The sequence below is a fragment of the Streptomyces sp. NPDC049687 genome (assembly GCF_044465285.1).
Classification (GTDB): domain Bacteria; phylum Actinomycetota; class Actinomycetes; order Streptomycetales; family Streptomycetaceae; genus Streptomyces.
The window spans coordinates 806,430-827,006 of record NZ_JBITLN010000001.1 but is presented as its reverse complement, the minus strand read 5'-3'; the positions used below and the strand labels follow the sequence as shown (position 1 = coordinate 827,006).

Annotated in this window: 20 protein-coding genes and 2 pseudogenes; 3 read left to right on the top strand and 19 right to left on the bottom strand. The window is 70.7% G+C overall.

What is annotated here, in order from left to right:
* Window positions 1-6 precede the first annotated feature (6 nt).
* The 7 genes from ACIBVL_RS03805 to ACIBVL_RS03775 all read right to left on the bottom strand — a co-directional run bounded on the left by ACIBVL_RS03805 (window position 7) and on the right by ACIBVL_RS03775 (window position 7,852).
* A complete protein-coding gene (locus ACIBVL_RS03805) occupies window positions 7-1,101 on the bottom strand; it encodes a BMP family protein (protein WP_399091190.1) in 1,095 nt (364 codons plus the stop codon).
* 124 nt (window positions 1,102-1,225) lie between these two features.
* A complete protein-coding gene (gene deoD / locus ACIBVL_RS03800; RefSeq protein ID WP_399091187.1) occupies window positions 1,226-1,954 on the bottom strand; it encodes a purine-nucleoside phosphorylase in 729 nt (242 codons plus the stop codon).
* On the bottom strand, window positions 1,954-2,712 hold the full coding sequence (locus tag ACIBVL_RS03795; RefSeq protein ID WP_399091184.1) for a glutamine amidotransferase: 759 nt from the start codon (window positions 2,710-2,712) through the stop codon (window positions 1,954-1,956). Before ACIBVL_RS03795 ends, deoD begins: the two co-directional genes overlap by 1 nt.
* A gap of 60 nt (window positions 2,713-2,772) precedes the next feature.
* Window positions 2,773-3,831, bottom strand: a complete 1,059-nt coding sequence (locus tag ACIBVL_RS03790) for a LacI family DNA-binding transcriptional regulator (RefSeq protein ID WP_399091181.1) — start codon at window positions 3,829-3,831, stop codon at window positions 2,773-2,775.
* Window positions 3,821-5,164: an amidohydrolase gene (locus ACIBVL_RS03785; RefSeq protein ID WP_399091178.1), complete on the bottom strand. Its 1,344-nt coding sequence runs from the start codon at window positions 5,162-5,164 to the stop codon at window positions 3,821-3,823. Before ACIBVL_RS03785 ends, ACIBVL_RS03790 begins: the two co-directional genes overlap by 11 nt.
* A gap of 546 nt (window positions 5,165-5,710) precedes the next feature.
* Entirely contained in the window at window positions 5,711-7,039 is a 1,329-nt protein-coding gene (locus tag ACIBVL_RS03780; protein WP_399091176.1) for a trypsin-like serine peptidase, read from the bottom strand.
* 327 nt (window positions 7,040-7,366) lie between these two features.
* Window positions 7,367-7,852, bottom strand: a complete 486-nt coding sequence (locus tag ACIBVL_RS03775; RefSeq protein ID WP_399091173.1) for a hypothetical protein — start codon at window positions 7,850-7,852, stop codon at window positions 7,367-7,369.
* 457 nt (window positions 7,853-8,309) lie between these two features.
* Here ACIBVL_RS03775 and ACIBVL_RS03770 point away from each other — a divergent pair, with 457 nt between their 5' ends.
* Window positions 8,310-9,011 carry a class I SAM-dependent methyltransferase gene (locus ACIBVL_RS03770; RefSeq protein ID WP_399091170.1) on the top strand — a complete coding sequence of 234 codons (702 nt, stop codon included), beginning with the start codon at window positions 8,310-8,312 and terminating at the stop codon, window positions 9,009-9,011.
* 119 nt (window positions 9,012-9,130) lie between these two features.
* Window positions 9,131-9,869 (top strand): annotated as a pseudogene (locus tag ACIBVL_RS03765) (SpoIIE family protein phosphatase); the annotation flags it as partial.
* A gap of 200 nt (window positions 9,870-10,069) precedes the next feature.
* Here the strand turns inward: ACIBVL_RS03765 and ACIBVL_RS03760 are convergent.
* The 4 genes and pseudogenes from ACIBVL_RS03760 to ACIBVL_RS03745 form a co-directional block, all read right to left on the bottom strand.
* Window positions 10,070-10,969, bottom strand: coding sequence for an SDR family oxidoreductase (locus ACIBVL_RS03760; protein ID WP_399091168.1), 900 nt, complete (start codon window positions 10,967-10,969; stop codon window positions 10,070-10,072).
* Window positions 10,970-11,027: 58 nt separating this feature from the next.
* Window positions 11,028-11,768, bottom strand: coding sequence for an SDR family oxidoreductase (locus tag ACIBVL_RS03755; protein ID WP_399091165.1), 741 nt, complete (start codon window positions 11,766-11,768; stop codon window positions 11,028-11,030).
* Window positions 11,769-11,883: 115 nt separating this feature from the next.
* Complete coding sequence (locus ACIBVL_RS03750) at window positions 11,884-12,183, bottom strand: hypothetical protein (RefSeq protein WP_399092097.1); 300 nt, start codon at window positions 12,181-12,183, stop codon at window positions 11,884-11,886.
* Between the two features lie 214 nt (window positions 12,184-12,397).
* Window positions 12,398-12,799: pseudogene (locus ACIBVL_RS03745) on the bottom strand (SDR family oxidoreductase); the annotation flags it as partial.
* Between ACIBVL_RS03745 and ACIBVL_RS03740 the strand changes: the two are divergent.
* Complete coding sequence (locus ACIBVL_RS03740) at window positions 12,788-13,660, top strand: ABC transporter ATP-binding protein (RefSeq protein ID WP_399091162.1); 873 nt, start codon at window positions 12,788-12,790, stop codon at window positions 13,658-13,660. The pseudogene ACIBVL_RS03745 and the gene ACIBVL_RS03740 sit on opposite strands and share 12 nt — an antisense overlap.
* Here ACIBVL_RS03740 and ACIBVL_RS03735 read toward each other — a convergent pair.
* Genes ACIBVL_RS03735 through ACIBVL_RS03700 form a run of 8 tightly spaced genes read right to left on the bottom strand, consistent with a single transcriptional unit; the run spans window position 13,596 to window position 20,575 of the window.
* On the bottom strand, window positions 13,596-14,987 hold the full coding sequence (locus ACIBVL_RS03735) for a hypothetical protein (protein WP_399091159.1): 1,392 nt from the start codon (window positions 14,985-14,987) through the stop codon (window positions 13,596-13,598). The genes ACIBVL_RS03740 and ACIBVL_RS03735 overlap by 65 nt on opposite strands.
* Complete coding sequence (locus ACIBVL_RS03730) at window positions 14,984-16,345, bottom strand: MFS transporter (protein ID WP_399091156.1); 1,362 nt, start codon at window positions 16,343-16,345, stop codon at window positions 14,984-14,986. Before ACIBVL_RS03730 ends, ACIBVL_RS03735 begins: the two co-directional genes overlap by 4 nt.
* Entirely contained in the window at window positions 16,342-17,013 is a 672-nt protein-coding gene (locus ACIBVL_RS03725; RefSeq protein WP_399091153.1) for a cysteine hydrolase family protein, read from the bottom strand. The genes ACIBVL_RS03730 and ACIBVL_RS03725 overlap by 4 nt, the downstream gene beginning before the upstream one ends.
* On the bottom strand, window positions 17,010-17,264 hold the full coding sequence (locus tag ACIBVL_RS03720; protein WP_399091152.1) for an acyl carrier protein: 255 nt from the start codon (window positions 17,262-17,264) through the stop codon (window positions 17,010-17,012). The genes ACIBVL_RS03725 and ACIBVL_RS03720 overlap by 4 nt, the downstream gene beginning before the upstream one ends.
* A complete protein-coding gene (locus tag ACIBVL_RS03715) occupies window positions 17,261-17,695 on the bottom strand; it encodes a holo-ACP synthase (protein WP_399091149.1) in 435 nt (144 codons plus the stop codon). The genes ACIBVL_RS03720 and ACIBVL_RS03715 overlap by 4 nt, the downstream gene beginning before the upstream one ends.
* A complete protein-coding gene (locus ACIBVL_RS03710) occupies window positions 17,682-18,719 on the bottom strand; it encodes a methyltransferase (RefSeq protein WP_399091147.1) in 1,038 nt (345 codons plus the stop codon). Before ACIBVL_RS03710 ends, ACIBVL_RS03715 begins: the two co-directional genes overlap by 14 nt.
* Entirely contained in the window at window positions 18,709-19,746 is a 1,038-nt protein-coding gene (locus tag ACIBVL_RS03705; protein WP_399091144.1) for an NAD(P)H-dependent flavin oxidoreductase, read from the bottom strand. The genes ACIBVL_RS03710 and ACIBVL_RS03705 overlap by 11 nt, the downstream gene beginning before the upstream one ends.
* A complete protein-coding gene (locus ACIBVL_RS03700; protein ID WP_399092033.1) occupies window positions 19,733-20,575 on the bottom strand; it encodes an aminoacyl--tRNA ligase-related protein in 843 nt (280 codons plus the stop codon). Before ACIBVL_RS03700 ends, ACIBVL_RS03705 begins: the two co-directional genes overlap by 14 nt.
* Window positions 20,576-20,577 lie beyond the last annotated feature (2 nt).

Sequence of the window (20,577 nt, the reverse complement as noted above, 5' to 3'; positions counted from 1 at the left end):
CGGAGGTCAGAAGGCCGAAGGGACCTTGACGGCACCGGACTTGACCTTCGCGGCCTGCGCCTTGAGTTCGGCGCGTACGGCGGCGGGGACGAGCTTGTCGAAGTTCGCGTTGTCCACGTAACCCACGCCGTCCTCGGCCAGGCCCACGGCGGCGGTCCTCCCGTAGGCGAGCGTGCCGGCCTTGTTCGCCTTGGCCGCCAGGTAGAGGGCGTTGCCGGCGTTCTTGAGGACGGAGGTGACGACGGTCTGCCGCTGATCGGGGTCGGTGAGCGTCTTGTACTGGTCGGAGTCGACGCCGAAGGCGTACCGCTTGGCGGCGACGGCCGACTCGAACACCCCGAGCCCGGACGATCCGGCGACGGGCCACACCAGTTCGGCTCCCTGCCCGTACATGGCCGAGGCGATCTGCTTGCCCTTCGCCGGGTCGCCGAACGGGTTGTCGCCGCCGACGTACTGCACGAGGACACCGGAGGACGGATTTCCGCCTGCCGCCTTGAAGCCTGCCTTGAAGCCGATGACGAAGTCCTCGATGACCGGTATTTTGACTCCGCCGATCACGCCCACTTTCCCGTTTCCGGCGCTGCCGGGAAGGGACTTGGCGGCGACGAGTCTGTCGGCGAGGAATCCGGCGAGATAAGCGGCCTCGTTCTGCTTGAAGGTGACCGAGTAGACGTTCGTGCACTTGTTGGAACAGCCGCTCTTGCCCGTGTAGTCGACGGAGCCGTCGAAGAGCCAGAACTTCTTGTCCTGGTATTCCGGGGCCAGTTTGGAGATGAAGCCGACGGTGTCGACGGTGCCCGCGGCGAGCACGTCGTAGTCGTCGCCGGCGGCGGCGTCCTCGAATCCGGAGGACCACTTGGTGCGGTCGCTGCCCAGCTCGACGACCTTCAGGCTGTAGCCGAGGTCCTCCTCGGTCTTCTTCAGGCCCGCGTACGCGGAGTCGAAGAAGGAACGGTCGCCGAGGTTTCCGTTGATGACGAACTTGATTCTCGGCTTGCCGGATTTTCCGGACTGGGCGGAGCCGGAGTCCGTCGAGGCGCCGCATGCGGCGAGGGTGAGGGAGAGCGCGGCGACGCCCCCCAGAATTCTGATCTTGTTCATCGTCTGGATTCTCTTTCTCTGCGGGGTTCTCTGGGCGGGTTCTCTGTGGGGTCCGTTTTTAGGCGCTGGCCGAAAGCTATGCAATGCAAAACGTTTTGGCTACGGGTCTTTGTGCTCTCTCCCGTTAGGAGATTGTTTCCGGGAGCAGTGCGGTGGCCGCGATGGTGACGGCCCTGTCGAAGTCGGTCTCCCGCTCGGCCGGGGTGAGCGCCTCCGCGTGGCGCACGTGGTCGCTGACCGTCAGGACGGCGAGCGCGCGGCCGCCCTCGGCGGCGGCGGTCGCGTACAGGCCCGCGGCCTCCATCTCGACGGCCAGGGTCCCGTGCGCCTCCAGCCGCTCGAACAGCGCCGGACGCTCCAGATAGAAGTGGTCGGTCGTGAACACCGGCCCGATGTGCGCGCGCGGTCCGGCTCCGTCCCCGGCCTCGGCGGCGTGCGCGGCTGCCGCGGCCAGGTCGAAGGAAGCGGCGTGGCTGAGGTGCACTCCGTCGATACGTCGGCTGCCCATCGCCGAGTCGGTGTGGGCCGCGGTGGCCACGACGACGTCCCGCAGCCCCACCGAGGCGGGGATGCCGCCCGCGGTGCCCACTCGCACGATGCGGCGCACGCCGTAGAAGCGGAAGAGCTCGGTCGCGTAGATCGTGACGGACGGCATTCCCATACCGGAGGCCAGCACGGACAGGGGCACCCCTCGGTACGTTCCGGTGTATCCCTCGACGCCGCGCACGTCGGTGACCAGCCGGGCGTCCTGAAGGATCGTTTCTGCGATACGGCGTGCTCGGCGCGGGTCGCCGGGCATCAGCACATCCGGCGCGAAGTCGCCGGGGGCGGCCGAGATGTGGGCGGTGACCATCAGGCCTCCTCTGTCGGGGTGTCGGCCAGCCAGCGGACCAGGCGGTCCCACAGCTCGGGATAGCCCTCCCAGCCCAGAAAGGCGGGCGGGGCCCAGTGCGGCGCCAGGTCGGACGTGAAGGCCGCCGACCTGCCCGCGCCGTAGCCGCCCACCGCCAGCAGCGGATGGCCTGCGCACTCGACGAGCAGGTCCGCGCCGTCCCGTACCGCCACCTCGTTGAGGCCGAGCAGATCCGGCCAGGTCGCGTCCAGCCCGTCGACCACCGGGTGCCGGGCGAGGACCCGTGGCGCGGCCCCGGCGGGCAGTTCCACGCGGTCGTCCCGGTCGTGCAGGGCGACCGGCAGCGCGGCGGCCAGCGGAGTGCGGCCCCAGCGGGCCTTGGCGTCGATGCCGGTGAAGGTGAGGTAGCCGCCCACCATCAGCAGCCCGCCGCCGCGCTCGACGTAGCCCCGGAGCAGTTCCGTGCGGTCCGGCGCGGGGACCGAGTGGGCGAAGGTCTGCGGGGTGAGCTGGAAGCTGTTGGCCCCGACGTCGCTGATCACGACGACGTCGTACGGCTCCAGGCCCTCGGCGGTGGCGGGCACTCTGCTCGCTATCTCGTGCGCCGGGACGTACGTCACCGTGTGACCGCGGTCGCGCAGCGCGTCGAGGAAGACCTGGGCGCCTTCGACGTACTCGGAGGTGAAGAAGGAGTCGAACCCCTTCTGATGGACGGAGTGGGTGAACCAGGACTCGCCCACGACGAGGACATGGGGCATCGCTGCACGACCCTTCATATGAGGTGTGAGGTGTGAGGTGGTGGGGCGGCTGTGCCCCGGTCAGCGGGCCGGGCGCACGGGCGCCGTACTGGCGCGGACCTTCAGCCGGACCGGCAGGATGTGCCGGGAGGCGGGGGGCACCTCGTCCCGATGGACGTAACTCAGGAGTTGGGCGCCGGCCGTGCGGCCGACGTCGTAGGCGGGCTGGTGGACGGTGGTGAGGCGGGGGTGGACACGGGAGGCGAGCATGATGTCGTCGAAGCCCGCAACCGAGACGTCGTCGGGGACACGCAGGCCCGCGTCCTCCAGGGCGGCGACCGCGCCGAGCGCCATCAGGTCGTTGGCGGCGAACACCGCGGTGAAGTGACGTGGGCCGCCGCCGTCCAGGGCCGCGGCGACCAGGTCGTAGCCGGACCGTTCGACGAACGCGCCCTCGACCTCGGTGACGCCCGCGTCGCCGAACGCCTCCCGGAAACCGGAGATCCGCTCCAGGCTGCTGACCAGGTCCACCGGCCCGCTGATCGCCAGCACCCGGCGGTGGCCCAGCTCCCGCAGGTGCTGCCCGATCAGCCGGCCGCCCGCGCGGTGGTCGGCGGTGACCAGGATGGTCTGCTCCAGCAGACCGGGGACGACCTCGTCGGCCAGGGCGATGGGAAACCGTCCCAGCAGCGACGCCAGCCGGCCGTGGGAGGGCGGCGAGCCCGACGCGTACACCATGCCGTCGATGAACCGGCCGCGCAGCAGTTCCAGGTAGCGGTCCTCACGGTCGGGGTCGAACTCGGTGTTGCACAGGATGACCCCGTAGCCCATGTCGTGGGCGGCGTCCTCGACGCCCTTGGCGAGCTCGGCGAAGAACTGGTTGGTGATGTCGGGCACCAGCAGCCCTATGACGTTGGTGGAACCGGCCTGGAGGTTGCGGGCCGTGGAGGCCGGCACGTACCCCAGCCGGCTGACGACCGAGCGAACCCGCTCGGCCGTCTCCTCCGCGACCGGCCGGTTGCCGCTCAGCACGTGCGACACCGTGGTCGGGCTGACCCTGGCGGCGGCCGCCACGTCCTTGATCGACGCGGGCCGCCGCGCCCGGCGCCGTCCCGCGTCCTCGTCCTGCTCACGGGTCATAGTGCTGCACCGCCCTGCCGTGCGAGGTGTCCAGCAGCGCGGGCACGCGTGCCTCGATCTCGGCCAGCAGCCCCGGCAGGTCCACCGTCAGCAGCCGGCCGTCGCGCACCACGACCCGCCCGTCCACGACGACGGTGCGCACATCGCTCGCCCGCGCGCTGTAGACCAGGGCCGCCACCGGGTCGTGCACCGGCCGGCAGTGCGCTCCGCCCAGGTCGACCAGCACGATGTCCGCGGCCCGGCCCGGCTCCAGCGCGCCGATCCGGTCCCCGAGGCCGAGCGCCCTGGCTCCGCCGCGCGTGGCCAGCCGGACCGTGTCGGAGACCGTCATCCAGGTGGCGTCCCGCTCCGACTGCTTCTGGGTCAGCGCGACCAGCCGCATCGCCTCCCACACGTCCAGCGTGTTGTGCCCGGCCGCCCCGTCCGTCCCGGCCCCGACGGCGACACCGGCGTCCAGCAGGTTCCGTACCGGAGTGAGCGGACGCAGGGCGTGCTTCAGATACACCTTCGGGCAGCAGGCCACGCCCGTACGGTCCCGGTGCGCCGCCAGCAGCGGCAGGTCGTCCGGGACGATTCCGCACCCGTGCGCGATCAGCGCCCCGGCGTCCAGCACCCCGGTCCGCTCCAACACCCCGATCGGGGTGATGCCACGCCGCGCCAGGCTCGACTCGGTCTGCTCCAGATGCTCGGCGGCGTGAATGTGGATGCGCAGGCCCGTCTCCCGGGCCAGCTCCGCGACCCGGACCAGGTCCGCGTCCTCGACGGTGTAGGGCGCGTGCGGGCCCAGTGACGCCGTGACCCGTCCGTCGCCCGTGCCGTGCAGGGCGGCGGCGGTCTCGGCGCTCTCCTCCAGGGCCGCGCGGCCCCGGCTGCTGAAGTAGGTCGGCGCGATGTCCGCCCGGATACCGGTACGCACGACGGCGTCGGCGATCCGCTCGGCGTGGAAGTAGTGGTCGGCGAACGTGGTCACCCCACTGAGCAGCATCTCCGCACAGGCCAGCTCCGCGCCGAGGCCGATGTCGGCGGGGGTGAGGTTGACCTCCATGGGCCATACCCGCTCGTTGAACCAGGCCTCCACGCTGACGTCCTCGGCGGCGCCGCGCATCAGCGTCATCGGGCCGTGCGTGTGGGCGTTCACCAGCCCGGGCACGGCGACCAGTCCCGTACCGTCCACGGTCTCCGCCCCGGCTGCCTCCGGCGCGGAACCCGCCGGGCCCAGCCAGGCGATCACTCCGTCCTCGACCAGGATGTCCTGGTCCGTCTCCACTCGGCAGGGGCCCTGCTCCGGCATCACGAGCACCGAGCAGGACGTCACGATCAGTCGGCGCGTCATGCGGATCCTTTCCGTCCGAACCGGACGCTAAGGATCCAAAACGTTTTGCACAACCCCTGTCATGCCGAGGTGCGGACAGGCCATGGACCTCGGTCACGCCGCCCTCGGCCCTTCCCGGCTCGGTGGAGAGGGGGCTGCTGGTCAGGTGCTCGGCTGTCTGTGATCGGCACCCGACCGACATGCGCGGCCTGTGCCGTGCCGGCCATCACGCGGTGGGTCACCTCAGGGACGGCGGTCCCGTGGCACCCGGGACGGCGACAGAAGCCGGCCGCCCTGGCCGAGTCATGTGCGGAGACCGTCGTGGCGATCGAGATGGTCGCATCGGTGCGGGCGGCGGTGACGGCCCCACCGCCGCCGGTGCCGCGCGACCCGCCGGCGTTCCCCGAGACGCCGCCCGAGTCCTGCGAGCCGCCGTCCGTGCCGGCGCCCTCGCCGCCGGGCCGAGTGGTGCCGAACTCCCGTTCCCGCGTGGCCGTGACGGGAACGCAGACAGGGAGGCGGGCTTCCCTTTCGCCGCCTCAGGGCCTGCCCTGACCGCCGGGATGGTCAGGGCGTGAGGTGCTGGACCGTGTCGTAGAGCAGTTGGTCGTTGTCCTCGAAGTGCGGGGCGATCATCCAGACCCCCTCGCCGCCGACGAAGTTCGGGTACTTGGTGGAGCTCACCCCGACCTGAGTGCCGGTGCCGCTGACCGGGTCGAAGTTCTGGAACCAGGGGCCGCCGCTGGCGCCGCCCGTCATGTTGCAGGTCATCTCATAGTCGGTCTTCAGGATGAAGTCCTTCCAGGTGCTGCCGTTGCACTCCACGAGTGAGCGCCCGTCGTAGCGGTAGCGCGAGATCTGACGGGTGGTGTCCGGTTCCTGACCCGGTGCCGGAACAGGTGTGCTGACGGTGTCCCAGCTGCCCTCGTTGGGGTAGCCGAAGGCGAACATGGTCTGGTTGTAGGGCTGGTTGAAGGCCACGTGCTGGGAGCCCACGACATCCGCCAGGCGCACACCGGGTCTGGTCGGGTCGGCGACGGTGAGTGCCGAGACGTCGTAGTTGAAGTTGGACAGGTTGACTGTGTTGGGGTTCAGCGTGGCGAAGTCGTTCCACTGCGCGGTGGTGTAGACGGCGGTGGCGGGCCAGAGCCCGTAGGGGGCCTGGTCCAGGCCGACCTTGGTGCCGTCATAGCCGGGAATGAACATCCACGCGTCGTCGGTGGCGCTCACCGAGCCCTTCTGGATGGTGCCGGTGAGCGAGCCGAGCGCGACCACGGCCAGCGGATTGGCCACGCAGTGGCCCGCTGACAGGACGGTGCTGCCGTTGCCGCTGTCCACCGCGTTCGCCGAGCACTCGGTGGGGTAGGCGACGGTGCGGACCGTGGTGGTGGTCCCGTCCGCGACGGCGGTCACCGTCGTGCTGTCCTTGAAGATGTGCTCCGCGGTGGTGTCGGCCGGCACGTAGGCGCCGGTGGAGTCGACATGGAACCACTGAGTCGAGTCCACGGTGCCGATCGCGTCCCCCGGCCGGCTGGGCCGGGTGGTGGCCGGCCAGGCCAGCGTCTGACGGTAGTACAGTCGCCCGACCGTCTGGTGCACCGCGCCGGGACGGCTCCAGATGCGGCCCTCGTCCAGATTGCTGTAGTTGGGGCCGTCGACGCCGTAGTCGGTGTTGTTGGCGTTCCACAGGGCCATGTCCTCACTGGTCCAGTACGCGATGACGGCGTTCTGCCGGTCGGTGCCGGTGGCCCAGGCCGCCTGGTTGACCGCGACCGGCGGTCGCACCGTGCCCGAGTCGGTGTCGTCCGCTCGTACTCCTGCGGCACTGGCCCCCAGCGCACCGAGCGCGAGTGCTGCTGCCCCGAGCGTTCTGATCGTTCTCTGGATTCGTCGCATGGGGAGTTCTCCGATCTGCCGAGCGACGGCAGGCCGGCCCGATGGTGTGCCCACGAACCGGTGCTCGACGCCAACCTGTACTGGGCGGTCGCGCCTGTCAGTTGAGGGCGGGGGGAGTCCTCCCCCGCAGGACTCCCCCGAGGCCCCGCCGTCCGAAGTGCCTGACCGGGCATCGGGGCGTGCACCGCCGAATGCCTTCGAGCAGGCACCGAGCGGTAGCGCCACCCCGTCGCGTCACGCGGCGGCAGCGAACGAACGGCGGTCGGCCGCGTCGACCGCCGGCTCGCGAGATCACGGGGGAGCCCGGCCGGCGCTTCCCCGTGACGGTCAGATCTGGAGCCAGTTCCCGGTTGCGATACCGCCGCCGCTGCGATTCTCCTGGATGGCCCAGCTGTAGATCGATTCGCTCTGGTTCCAGGTGAGGTTGCTGAAGGTCGCGTACTGGCCGCACGTGGTGGTCGTGTGCCAGGCGCCGTACTGTTTGCCGGTGCTGCTGGCCGTTTCGGTGACGATGCGGATGCGCGCGTAGGTCACGCCGGTGTTGCAGGGGAATCTCACCGACATGGCACCGGTGAGCTGTCTCCTGGAGGCGGAGAAGGTGAACGTGCCGCTTCCGCACACGTAGCTGTCGCAGTAATCGCTGCGCCCGGCGGCGGCCGCCGCCCCAGCGCTGTTCGGCGCCGACGGAGCCGCGGAGGCCGGGGCGGCTGTGGCGAGACCGGCCAGGGCGATCAGGCAGCCGGCCAACGTGGCCGCACTTCGGATCCTGGATATGGGCACTGTGGGTTTCCTTCCGTCGATGTTGCGGACCATGTGACCGATCGCCGGGCCTTGGCGGCTGTCGTTGAGCCGTTCCGGGGGGCGAGGTCCTGGACCAAGATGCTCGGCCGACCGTCGGGGAACCTTGGACAAACGTTGAATTGGCTGATCGAAAGTGCTGTGCCAGGGGGATCCCCGGGACTCGGGGGGCGATGGCGGTTGAGCTGTCCGGCCTCGACCGCCGGCCCGGAGGACTCGCTCAGCTGCAACGAGCGAAAGCATTGTTCGCCGGCCGCGGGGCAACGGCCCTGTCCGAACTGGCCGATCAAGAACACCAGCGCATCGCCGCCCGGACTCCGCCTTCGACGACCGGTGTCACACCTGAGAGGTGGGACGGGAGCCCAGCCGCCGTCACGAAGTCGTGAGGCCGGCCGGAAACGGGCATGAGGATTTCGCCTCGGACAAAGCCGGTGAGCGTCAGGTGCTCTGTATGCGTGGAGGAGCGGCGGGTATGACGAACGCGGATGATGGTGCGACGCGGGTCCGTGAGGTGCGGCAGCGGCTGGCGCGGGAGGGGCCGCCGAGGACGCGAGACCACGAGGGAGACTTCGAGACCGTCACGGTGCCCGAACGCCACTGCGACCAGCTGCGCGACCTGATGGTGTCCGAGGGAGCCGAGAAGGTCGTCGAGGTCGGTCTCGCATACGCAAGTTCTGCGCTCGCCATCGGTGAGGCGCTGGCAATCGTCAACCGTCCGCTTCCTCGGCACGTCGTCATCGACCCGTTCCAAGAGCGCGAGTACTCCAACGCGGGCTGGGATCTGCTGTGCTCTGCGGGGCTGGACTCGATCGCCACGCTCATGCCCGCCCCTTCCTCTGTCGCGCTCCCGCAGCTCCTCGGCGAAGGCTTCATCGCCGACGCGGCATTTGTGGACGGCAGTCACCGGTTCCACGAAGTCTTCGTCGATCTCTACTTCTTGCGCAAGATCGTCCGGCCCGGAGGTCTGATCATCGTCGACGACGACTGGTGGCCGTCCGTGCACACAGCGGCGCGCTACTTCGAGCGAAACCTGGGATGGACAGCGATTCCCGACGCCTTCCCCGACGAGACGATCGGCGTCGGACCTCAGGGCAGGCAAGAGGCTCGCTGCAAGGCCTTTCGCTTGCCTGACCCCTCGTTCGAGCCTTCCTTCGAGGACTTCCGCGCATTTTGACCGGACCGAGTACGGATGGAAGCCCGGACCCGCGCGCTACCGGCAGCACGACCGAGCGGGTTTCGCCCCACGCGCTCCGGTTCCCCGTCACCCCGCACGCCCGCCCTGCCTGTCGGGATCCCCGGAACGTACCGGATCAGGCAGGCGTCGAGGTGGCCTCCCGCTATCTGCCGACCGACTCCCGGGCGGGTGTGGGTGGCGACTGGTTCGACGTCATCCCGCTGTCCGGTACCCGGGTCGCCCTGGTCGTCGGAGACGTGGTCGGCCACGGGGTGCAGGCCGCGGCCGCCATGGGACGGCTGCGGTCCGCCGTCCGCACACCGGCCGATGTCGATCTGCCACCGGATGAGCTGCTCACCCATCTCGACGACCTGGTGGCGCACACCGACTCCGACGAGGACGCCGTTCCGGACGACAGCGCCACCGGCTTCGGCGCCAGCGTCGCCCTGCTCGCCGTGCGCACCCGCTCCCTCAGCGCGGACCAGGTCGCCTCCTGGGATCTGCCGGCGGATCCCGCCATCGTGGCCCGGGCCCGCAGGGCGGTGTCCGATCAACTGGCTCGGTGGGGGCTGGAGGAGTCCACGTTCGTCACCGAGTTGGTGGTCAGCGAACTGGTCACCAACGCCATCCGCCATGCCGATCCCCCCATCGGCTGCGACGGATCGACGACAGGAGTCTCCCTGCGAGGTGTCCGACGCCAGCAGCACAGCTCCCCACCTGCGCCGTGCCCGCGTGTTCGACGAAGGCGGACGTGGCCTGCTGCTCGTCGCCCAGCTCACCCAGGGCTGGGGGGCCCGCCAGACCACCACGGGCAAGACGATCTGGGCCGAACAGGTACTCCCGGCCGTGTCTCCCTGACCTCGGCGGCCCTGCGTCCGGCCCGCTCCTGCGCGTCCTCCGGTCACCGAGGGCGTCCGTCCGAAACGCGGTGGCGCACCACCTCGGGCCGGCGGCCACGGTAGCGGGACCGCACGCACCCGCCGCAGGTGACGGCTCCTGTGGTGGTGAGGGGAGCCGGGGCGGGAGGCTGAGTCCGTCCTCCCGGGCGGGCACGGGTTTCACCGGTGGATGGTGAGCAGGTCGGCGAGGTCGATGCGGGTGAGGAATTCGCGGCGGATGCGGTCCGCGGTGTCGGAGACCTCCTCGGATCCGTCGTCGGCGGGGTCGATGTGAACGCGGTAGGGGCGCTGTCCGGCGGGCAGGGCGACGATACGGGCGATCTCGTCGGAGACCAGCGACGCGGACGCGCCCTCCGGGGCGAGGGCGGCGAGCTTGGTCGCCACCTGGTCCATGAGACCGGTGTATCTGGTCTCGTACTCGGCCTCGACGGTGGTGTCGTCGGGGTGGCCGGAGTGGGCGAAGTGGTTGGTGCCGCTGGTGAACGAGCCGGGGACGACGATGGAGGTTTCCACGCCCCAGCGGGCGAGTTCGCCGGCGTAGGACACCGCGAGGGAGTCCATGGCGGCCTTGGCGGCGAAGTAGGGGGCGAGGTAGGGCGGGGTGCCGCCCTTGACGCTGGTGCTGGAGACCCAGAGCACCAGTCCCTGTCCGCGTCGGCGCATGCCCGGCAGCGCGGCGCGGTTGACGCGCTGGGTGGACAGCACGTTCACGTTGTAGAGCTCGGCGAGCTGGTCGGGGGTGAAGGCCTCGGCGGGCCCGGTCACCATGTGGCCGGCGTTGTGGATCAGCACGTCGATGTGGCCGTGCTCGGCCTCGATCCGTGCGATGGCGGTGTCGACCGAGGCTTGGGAGTTCACGTCGAGCTCGATGGAGCGCAGGTCGGCGCGGTGCTCCTTGGCGTAGTCGGCGGCGGCCTGGACCTGGGGTGCGTTGCGGCCGGTGGTCTGGCGCATGCCGGCGTAGACCGTGTGGCCGGCGTCGGCCAGCGCGCGGGCGGTGAGGGCGCCGAAACCGCTGGAGGCGCCGGTGATGACGACGATGGTGCCGGTGGTGGACATGGGAGGTGGTTCCTTTCAGCAGTGACAGCGGGGGCGGGATGGTGCTGTACGGCAGGGGTCAGGCGAGGCCGCCATTGGCGTAGAGGATCTGTCCGTTGACCCAGCGCGCGGGGCCGGCGAGGAACGAGACGACCTCGGCGATGTCCTCGGGCCGGCCCAGCCGCTCGAGCGGGGTCGCCTTGGCGAAGTTCGCGATGGTGGCGTCGTCCTTGCCGTTCAGGAACAGCGGTGTGGCCGTGGGGCCGGGCGCGACGGCGTTGACGGTGATGTCCCGGCCGCGCAGTTCACGGGCCAGGGTGAGGGTCAGGCCCTCGACCGCGGCCTTGCTGGCGACGTAGGCGCCGTAGGCGGGAAGCTGGGTGCGGACCACCGAGGTGGAGAAGTTGACGATGGTGCCACCCGGGCGGACGCGGCGCGCGGCCTGCTGGGAGACGACGAAGGTGCCGCGGATGTTCGTGCGGTGCATGCGGTCCAGGTCGGCGAGGTCGAACGTCGCGATCGGCGCCAGGATCATGATGCCGGCGGTGTTCACGACCGCGTCGACGCCGCCGAAGGCGGACTCGACAGCGTCGAACGCCGCGCTCATCGCGCTCTCGTCAGCGACGTCGCCTCCCACTGCGAGGGCCCTGCCGCCGGCCGTGGTGATCGCGGCCACGGTGTCCTCGGCCCTGCCCTTGTTTCCCGCGAACTGCACGGCGACCGCGAAACCGTCCTGGGCGAGCCGTTCGGCCACGACACGGCCGATGCCGCCCGAGCCGCCGGTGACCAGCGCCACGCGATCGGTGGTGGAGGTGCTCATGGTTCTCCCCTTCAGTGAGGCCAGATGTGAACGCCACGTTCATATAAGCAATTAATGAACGTGACGTCCATATGTGTGGGTAAGATTTTTCCGACGCGCGAGGACGGACACCTCTTCACGGCCGAAATGGCGATCTCGGGTGAGGTTGTGCCCGTCTTCGGCGACGTGGCCTGCTGCTCGTCGCCCAGCTCACCCAGGGCTGGGGGCCCGCGCCCCGAGTGACGTCCTGGAAGTCGATCGTCTGCCCGGTCACCTCGGCGATCGTGGCCACCTGCTCCCGAGAGGTGAGCGCTTCTGGTCCGCTCAGGGTGTGGCCCTTGCCGACGTGCCCGTCTTCGGTGAGCACGACGGCGGCGCAGCGGACGATGTCCTCGGGGTCGATGACCGCCAGGCGGCCCTCTCCGGTGGGGTCCACGACCTTGCCGGCCCGGATGCCGTCCAGCCACCACGGGGCATTGGACGCGAAGCCGTTCGGGCGCAGGTAGGTGACGTTCAGCCCGGACTCGCGCAGGAGGTCCTCGCGCCGCGAGGGTTCCGCCGATGGCGGGGTTGTCGCTGATCGGCATCAGGCGTGCCCCGACCGCGGACAGCATGACGATCCTGGCGTTGCCGGCGTCGCGCACGGCGTCGATCACGATCTGGGTCTGCCCGGTCCCGTTGCCCACCTGCATGAGGAAGACGGCGTCCACGCCCTTGACCGCGGTGGCCACGTCGTCGGGGTTGTCGAGATCGCCGACGACGCGCTCGATCCCGGCCGGCTGGTCGGCCGCTCGGGCGGGGCCGCGCACCAGTATCGGGACGGGGTGGCCCTGTTCGTGCAGCTGCCGCGCGAGCGGGCCGCCGACGTTGCCCGTTGGCCCGCACCTTGATCCGTCGGCGGTGGCAGGGCTCGGCCGGGCGCGGGGTCCCCGCCCCCGGCAATCGGCCGGTGAAGCGCGGCGAGGATCCGGGGGAGTGGCGGCCCGACCGCGAAGCGGCCTCTCACGGACGGTACTTCGGCAGACGGGTACGCTGCCCGAATGACCGGTCACTCAGCGGGTGAGAGCGCGTCCCGTCCCGTCATCGCCCTGTCCGGGGTGAGTGTTCACCGTCGTACGACGGGCCAGGAGGTCGTCCTGGACTCGCTCGACTGGACCGTACACCGGGGAGAACACTGGGCGCTGCTGGGGCCGAACGGCGCCGGCAAGACCACCATGCTGCGTCTCGCAGGCGCTCTCATCCACCCCACCACGGGAACCGTGGACGTGCTCGGGCACCGCCTCGGCCGGGTGGACGTGCGGGAGTTGCGTGCCCGTATCGGCTTTGTCAACGCCGCGCAGAAAGTGCCCCTGGACGCCACCGCCCACACCGTCGTCCTCACCGGCGCGACCGGCACGGTGCAGCCGCTGTGGCGGATGTACGACACCACTGCCCGGGAACGCGCCCATGTGCTCCTGGCCGAGCTGGACTGCAAGGATCTCGCCCAGCGCGCCTACGGTGACTGCTCGGGCGGGCAGCGCGCGCGGATCCTCATCGCACGCGCCCTGATGTCCGACCCCTCCCTGCTGCTGCTCGACGAGCCGTTCAACGCACTCGACCTTCCCTCCCGGGAGGACCTGGTGGACGCGTTGCACCGCCTCGCGACCGGTCGGCCGGGCCTGTCCACGGTGACGGTCACCCATCATCCGGAGGAGCTGCCGCCGTCCACCTCGCACGCCTTCCTGCTGCGGGAGGGCCGTGAGCTGGTCTCCGGTCCAGTGGAACCAGTGCTGACCTCGGAGAACTTCACCGCGTGCTTCGGGCGGCCCATCCGCGTCGAGTCCCATGACGGCCGTTGGTACGCCCGCTCTACGGCCGTGCCGCCAGCGCGTCGCCGACGCGAGCCTCCGCCCCCTCGGGACTCCCGCCCATGAACCGCACGAGAGCGGCCAGGCTTCGGAGGAATCCTTCGCCGAGGTCGGCCGCCGGATGGTCCTCCCGGTACTTCAGCCCCAGCCGCATGCGGTCGCGTCCCTCCACGACCAGCAGCATAAGATCGGGTCCGCGTCTGAGCCGGACGTCCGGGGCGAACGCGTCGAGCGGCACCCAGTCGCCGACCAGCCCGGAACCGGGCAGCCGTCCCGAGGACGGCACGGCCTCCATGACGGTCTCGTCCACGTAGTTGAAGAAGGCACCCGCGAGCTCCGGTGCGATGCCCGGCGGCAACGCGCCCGACCACAGGGCGTCGGCCCTGTCCTTTCCGATGTGCGACAGCGTGCTCGCGCACATGAGCTGGAACGCGCAGTTCGCGACGAGTCGGCCGAGGGCGGCGTCGTCGTCGGCGTGGACCACGACCGGGCCCTGCATGAACCTCTTGTCGGCCGAGAGACGGGCCTGTTTCGTCCGGCGGTTGCCCGTGAGGGCGAGGGGGCCGCTGACCGGGCAGCCGCTCGCCTGGCTCAGCGCGAGTCCGAACGCCGTGAGCAGCACCGCGGGGAGCGGTGCGCGCAGGGACGCGGACGCCCGTGAGGCGTCGGCGAGGAGGTCGGGGGTGGAGAGCCACACGGTGCGGTAGGTGCTTCCGTTGCCGTGCAAGCCGCTGTCCACGGTGGTGTCGGCTCCGTACCGCTCCAGCAGACCGGTCAGTTGCCGCGCCTGTCCGCGCCAGAAGTCCTCGGCCCGCTCCCGGTATCGCGTGGCCTCGGGCAGTTCCTCCCAGTCCACCACGTCGAGGGGCTGCTCGGGCACGCCGGGCAATGCGGCCGACGGAGCGGTGAGCAGCGCGTGGAGGTCCTGACGGAGGACGTTCATTCCCGCCACGTCCAGCGCGGCGTGGTCGGCCACCACGCCGATGTCCCGCACCTTGCCGCCGTGGTGCGCGACGAGGAAGCCTACGGGCCACTCGCGAGCCAGATCGAAACAGGTTCCGCGGAGCTCCTCGAAGGCGTCGGCCGCGGCGGCCGCCTCCACCGTGCGCACGACCGTGTCCAGTTCGGCCCGTGTCCGCGGTGCGGCACAGACCTGTTGCCGTCCATGGGGCCCGGCGGTGGGGTCAGTGAGGCTGCGCAGTGCCTCGTGCCGGGTCAGCAGTACGCCGATCGCGTCCATGACCTCCGCGAGGGGCACGTCACCGACGCTCACCGCCGCGACCGAGTTGTTGTCGCAGCTGGTGTCGGGCTGGTCGGGCTGCCCGGCGAACCAGTCCTCCTGGGCGTGGTTCAGCCGGCCCTGCCGCTCGCTGCGGAGAGATGTGCTCCTCACCGGTCCTCCTTCGGATCCTCGTCGGTCGCGCGTGCCCGTCGGCGGTAGTGGGCGAAGCCGGGCCAGAAGACAGCGGTGATCACGACGCCGGCGAGACAGAGAAGGCCGCCACTGACGACGGACAGCCGCAGGCCCCAGTGCGCCACCGCACCCGATTCGATGTCGCCCAGCCGTGGTCCGCCCACCACGAACAGCAGGAACAGGGCGTTCACCCGGGAGCGGAGCAGGACGGGTGTGTGCCGCTGCATCATCGTCACCCGCAGGACCGCGCTCACGGCGTCGGCCGCGCCCGCGACCAGCAGGAGCAGCAGGATCGCCCAGAGACTGTTCAGCACCAGCCCGGTGGCGGCGATGGCCAGACCCCACACGCCGACGGAGACCATCACTCCCAGCCCCTGCCGCCGCACCCGTCCGATCCAGCCGCCGGTGGCTCCGGCCAGGAGGGCGCCGAGCGCCGGAGCGGTGAACAGCAGCCCCAGCGATCCGGACGGCCATCCGCCGTGGTCCGTGACCAGCTGCGGGAACAGGGCCCGGGGCATCCCGAAGACCATCGCGAACAGGTCGATGACGGCGATGGCCTGGATGAGCGGGTGGCGCAGGAAGAACCGTACGCCGGACCACAGACCCCGCAGGGCCGGCCCGGACGGGCCCGCGCCGCCGGGGTTGCCCCCGCGTCCGGTGCGGATGAGGTAATAGCCGACCGCGGCCACGGCGAAGGTCAGCGCGTCGACGACGTACACGGCGCGTACGTTCCACAGGGACAGCACCACACCGCCGACCAGGGGACCGGCCAGGGAAGTGATCTGGAAGAGGGTCTGGTTGAGCACCTGCCCCGCTTCCAGGTCCCGGTCTCGCAGCAGGGACGGCACCAGGGAGTCGCGTACGGGCTCGTCCATGGCCGTGCACAGGGCCAGGGCCGTCCCGAGTGCGACCAGGAACGCCAGTCCCGTCGTCCCGCTCAGCCCGACTCCGAGGGCGAGCGCGGCCATGCACAGACCCTGCGCGATCTGGAGGGTGACGAGCATGGCTCGGCGGTTCACCCGGTCGCCCAGGTGGCCGCCGGCGAAGGCGCCCACCACGAGGGACACGAGCTGTGCCGCGCTGACGATGCCCACGTCCAGCGAGTTGTGCCGCAGCAGGTACGCCTGCGCCGCCAGCGCGACCACCGTCATCTGGCTTCCGGTGAGGGAGGCCACCTGGCTGATCCAGAACACCCGGTAGTCCCGGCTGCCGCGGATCGGACTCAGATCGAGTGTGACCTTCGACAGCAGCCGGGCCACCCGCCGGGCGGGCAGCGCCTTCGGCTGCCCGCCCGACCGTGTCCGGTGGTCCGCCTCTGTCTCCTGACGGACGCTCACCGGTGCGCACCCACCGGAAGGAGGCGCTCGCGCAGCGCGGAGACGGTCAGCAGACGGACCCCGATCCCTTCGATCTCGGACAGCGCGCTGTCACTCACCCGGGAGACCGCGTCGCTGAGCAGGGCGACCCGGTAGTCACGTTCCGACGCCTCGAAGATGCTGGCCCTGGGGCAGTTGGGCAGGTTGCAGCCCGCGAACACGACCGTGTTGACGCCCAGTTCGTCCAGCAGTTCCTGCAACGAGGTGCGGTAGAAGGCGCCCCAACGGGGCTTGAAGACCGCGTACTCACCGGGGCCGAGCCGCTGTGGCCGGCCTGCCAGCAACAGGTCGGCGTCCAGGTCGGGCGCGTTGTCGGGGGCCAACCCCGGTGCCAGCGCGCTCCCCGCACTTCCCGGCGCCGCGATGCGCACCCCGCCGCCGATCAGCCCGCGCCTGACCAGGTCCACATCACCGCTTGCCGGATCGTAGAGCCGTACGACATGGATGACGGGGCGGCCGGCGGAGCGGAAGGCGGACACGGCGGACCGAAGGGCCGGCAGGACTTCCGTCGTGCCCGGGATGCCGTAGGGGGCGTCGGACAGGAAGTCGTTCTGGACGTCGATGGTCACCAGCGCGCAGGACGCGAAGTCCGGTGCGGTGTGCGGGTCGTCGACCCCTGGCGCACTCATCGGGCGGCCTCCGCGCCCTGACCGGCCGCAGCCAGGAAGCGGGTCTCGATGGCGGCGAGGCTGCGGAAGTCCTCGGCGGTGATCGTGCTGAGATCGATGCTCGTCTCGGTGACCTCCTCCAGGAGGTAGACGAACTCCAGGAAGGCCAGGGAGTCGATGAGCCTGCCCTCGATGAGGTCGTCGTCCTTGCCCGGGGGCTGCGTGAGATGCGGGTTCTTCTCCATGATCCAGTCGACGATCCGGTCGTTCATGCTTCTCCTCCGTTGTGGTGATCTCTGGCTGTGCCCGGTGCGCCGGTGGCGCCCGCGGCGATGGCGGCGGCCCAGGGGCCCTCGTGACTGATGCTGATCTCGATGGCATCCAGGTGACGCTCGAACGCGAGCCGGGCCGCCCGGCCCGACAGGTGGGCACGGGGAACTCGGCCCGCCGGGCCGAGGATCTCCACCTCGGCCCAGCGGATGATCTCGCCTTCGGGGGCGAGCACCTTGATGACGGCTTCCTTGGCGGCGATCCGGCCGCTCAGCGTCTCCAGCCTGCCGTTGGAGACCTGCTCGAGTTCCGCCCGCTCCCGGTCGGTGAAATGGTCTGCCAGCAGTCGGCCCGCCGAGGAGTCCATCAGCCGCGAGACCCGGGCGACGCTCACCAGATCGACGCCGACTCGCACCGGACTAAGCCCGCTCATGGCCCCCGTCCGCGCCGGGTGCGGCGCCGACGGTGCCGACGAGCAGCTTCGCGGACGCCTCCGGTGCCTGCACCACCTCGACGTCGGTCAATCCGGCCCGCCTCATCAGCTCCGTCATCTCGGCCACGGTGTAACTGCGTCCTCCGTCCCACAGGGCCAGCGCGGAGAGGTTGTGCAGCGTGGTGAAGAGGGGAGCGGTGCGCGTCTCGTCGAGGAAGTGACCGTGCACCAGGACCCGGCCCGACGCCGACAGCGCCTCGCGGGCCCTGCCCAGGATGTCGAGGGCCGCCTCGGGGCTCTCCTGGTGCAGGACGTTGGAGAGCAGGACGACGTCCACGGCTGAGCCGAAGCGATCGGTGTAGTAGTCGCCGGCCCGGACCCGGACCCGGTCGTCGAGGCCGGCCCGTGCGACCGTGCGTTCCGTCAGCGGGAGCACGGCCGGCAGGTCGATCACCTCGGCGGTCAGGCCCGGCCACTGCTCGCAGAAGGCGATGCTGTACGTCCCCGCGCCCCCGCCCACGTCGATCAGCGTGCCGGCGCCCTGCTGGGGGACCAGCCGCGCCAGCGCGGCGGCGCTACGGGAGTTGTACTCGTGCATGCCGAGGATGAAGTCCGCGGCGTATTCCTCGTCGTCGCCGAGTCGCAGAGCCCGGTCCTCCACCGGCTGCCCGTTCCGCAGGGCCTGTGTGATACCGCCCCAGGGGTCGTACCAGCGGGACATCACCTTCACCCAGCGCGTGACGGACTCCGCGGATTCCTCGACGAGCAGCCGCTGCGCGTGCGGGGTGTTGGCGTACTCGCCGTCGCCGGAACGCGTGAGCAGGCGCAGTGCCACGCAGGCGTCGAGCAGTCGCAGCGCCGAGTCCTCGGGCAGACCGCCGGCAGCGGCGGCCTTCTCCACGGTGAGGGGACCTTCGGCGAGCACCTCGAACACTCCGGTGCGCACCGCCGCGAAGAGCGTCTGGGCCTGCCAGTATCCGAACGCCATCTGGCTGATCTGGGCCATTCCCAGGTCAAGTGCCATGGATTACCGACTCCTTCGGGGGGAGAGCCGCCGCGAGGGCGTGGGCGTGGCTTTCGCGGAGCGCGGCCACGATGTCGGCCGCGGGGAGCACCGCCCGCACGGCGCCGCATCCGTGGCCCGCGTACCTGGCCATCTCGTCGATCCGGCCGGTGGTCTCCGTCGTGGGCGCGGCTGCCGAACCGCGCGGCACGGGGTAGCGGCCGCCCGACACCGAGGTCCAGGCGATGAACTGCGAGGGGAGTGGGGAGGGGCTGTCGGTCACCGCGCTGCGCAGGACGCGGTGCGGGCGCAGGGGCCAGCCGATCTCGAAGCGGTCGGTCACCACGGTGGCCGTCGCTCCCTGGGCGTCGATCAGCGCGCTCTTGTACAGCTCGTGCGCACCGGATTCGCGGGCGGCGACGAAGGCCGTGCCCAACAGCCATCCCTCGGCACCGAGTTCACACAGCTCACGCATGCGCCGTCCGTCCGCGACACCACCCGCGGCGAGCAGGTGCACCGGTGCGTTCAGGGCCACGGTGCGGGTGATCAGCTGATCAAGGGGCAGTTCCCCCAGGAGGTGCCCGCCCGCTTCCGTTCCCTGGAGTACGACGGTCCGGGCGCCCAGGTCGGCGGCCCGGGCCGCGTCGTCCGGTGTGCCGACCTGCACCATCAGGGTGAAACGGGAGCCCTCCAGTTCGGACGGGAGCCATGCGGGAGGCAGTCCGTAGCTGTTGAGCACCATCGGCCGGTCATCGGTCGTCGCGGACACGGCTGCGGCGACCTGCGCACGGAGCAGTGTCTCGCCGGCGACCTCCGGGATCACGTTGACTCCGAAGGGCCGTGTCGTGAGGGCCGCCGTCTCCTGGACGGTCGTACGGCAGCCGTCCGCCGGCAGTTTGTACAGTGCGACGGTGCCCAGAGCGCCGGCCTCGCTCACGGCGGCGGCCAGCCGCGGTGTCGCGATGCCACCCATGCCTGCCTGGACGAGGGGGAAGGAGACCGGCAGCCCGGCGGGCAGGAGGCCGTCGGCCACGTCAAGGCCGGTCATCGTCCAGCCTCTCCAGGGCCTTCTCCGCGGAGCCGTAGCGGAGCTCCAGGGCGTGAATCCACCGTTCCACGCCGAAGGCGGTGCAGCTGGTGTACGCCGGAGCGTCGTCCCAGGTGATGTCGAGCCGGCTGCCGAAGAAGTTCCGGTGCCTGTTGATCGAGGCGATGGCCGTACCGTCGGGGATGACGAACTCGTGCTTGACCGGATCCAGCGCGGTGAGTTTCGCGCGGGAGCCGTCGCGGTCGTAGAACGGGTCGTTGGCCGTGACGACCTTCAGCTCCAGGCCGAGTCCGTCGGCGAGCCGCTGGACGAACTCCCGGGAGAGCGCGAGGTGTTGCTCGGCACCGTCGCGGTGGCCGAGGTAGATCACTTCCCGCATGTGGAAGCCCCGGAGCCGGCGCAGCCCTTCGAAGTGGTCCTCGTTGCGGAAGCAGCGGCCGACGGCCGTCAGCCGTACCTCTTCGGAGAGCCGGCGGCCCCGCAGCGACAGCAGCATCCCGTAGCAGGTGGCGGAAGGCAGGACGTACCCCGTGGGCTCGTGCGACACGGCCGGGAGCGCCGTGACCGGTGTTCCCGCCGCCAGCAGCTCGGCGCCCTGCTCGGAGAAGCGTCCTGTGGTGAGGCACAGGTGCGGGAAGTTCTTGAAGTAGTCCAGGTCTGCCAGCCACTCGGCGGGCAGGAGAGCCGGAGGGACGAGAGGGTGCGCGCCGACCTCGCCCGCGAGCTGCCGGAACCGCTCGTCGAGTTTCTGCAGCAGGAGCGCGCGGGGCGGGTCGAGCGTGACCAGACCCGCGCCCGGATCGGTGGTCGTCAGGGCGGGAGTGGTCACGC

Bases quoted from the DNA above. Each gene is read 5' to 3' on its own strand.
- ACIBVL_RS03805 (WP_399091190.1), bottom strand. From the start codon at position 1,101: ATGAACAAGATCAGAATTCTGGGGGGCGTCGCCGCGCTCTCCCTCACC.
- deoD (WP_399091187.1), bottom strand. From the start codon at position 1,954: ATGGTCACCGCCCACATCTCGGCCGCCCCCGGCGACTTCGCGCCGGAT.
- ACIBVL_RS03795 (WP_399091184.1), bottom strand. From the start codon at position 2,712: ATGCCCCATGTCCTCGTCGTGGGCGAGTCCTGGTTCACCCACTCCGTC.
- ACIBVL_RS03790 (WP_399091181.1), bottom strand. From the start codon at position 3,831: ATGACCCGTGAGCAGGACGAGGACGCGGGACGGCGCCGGGCGCGGCGG.
- ACIBVL_RS03785 (WP_399091178.1), bottom strand. From the start codon at position 5,164: ATGACGCGCCGACTGATCGTGACGTCCTGCTCGGTGCTCGTGATGCCG.
- ACIBVL_RS03780 (WP_399091176.1), bottom strand. From the start codon at position 7,039: ATGCGACGAATCCAGAGAACGATCAGAACGCTCGGGGCAGCAGCACTC.
- ACIBVL_RS03775 (WP_399091173.1), bottom strand. From the start codon at position 7,852: ATGGTCCGCAACATCGACGGAAGGAAACCCACAGTGCCCATATCCAGG.
- ACIBVL_RS03770 (WP_399091170.1), top strand. From the start codon at position 8,310: ATGACGAACGCGGATGATGGTGCGACGCGGGTCCGTGAGGTGCGGCAG.
- ACIBVL_RS03760 (WP_399091168.1), bottom strand. From the start codon at position 10,969: ATGTCCACCACCGGCACCATCGTCGTCATCACCGGCGCCTCCAGCGGT.
- ACIBVL_RS03755 (WP_399091165.1), bottom strand. From the start codon at position 11,768: ATGAGCACCTCCACCACCGATCGCGTGGCGCTGGTCACCGGCGGCTCG.
- ACIBVL_RS03740 (WP_399091162.1), top strand. From the start codon at position 12,788: ATGACCGGTCACTCAGCGGGTGAGAGCGCGTCCCGTCCCGTCATCGCC.
- ACIBVL_RS03725 (WP_399091153.1), bottom strand. From the start codon at position 17,013: ATGAGTGCGCCAGGGGTCGACGACCCGCACACCGCACCGGACTTCGCG.
- ACIBVL_RS03720 (WP_399091152.1), bottom strand. From the start codon at position 17,264: ATGAACGACCGGATCGTCGACTGGATCATGGAGAAGAACCCGCATCTC.
- ACIBVL_RS03715 (WP_399091149.1), bottom strand. From the start codon at position 17,695: ATGAGCGGGCTTAGTCCGGTGCGAGTCGGCGTCGATCTGGTGAGCGTC.
- ACIBVL_RS03710 (WP_399091147.1), bottom strand. From the start codon at position 18,719: ATGGCACTTGACCTGGGAATGGCCCAGATCAGCCAGATGGCGTTCGGA.
- ACIBVL_RS03705 (WP_399091144.1), bottom strand. From the start codon at position 19,746: ATGACCGGCCTTGACGTGGCCGACGGCCTCCTGCCCGCCGGGCTGCCG.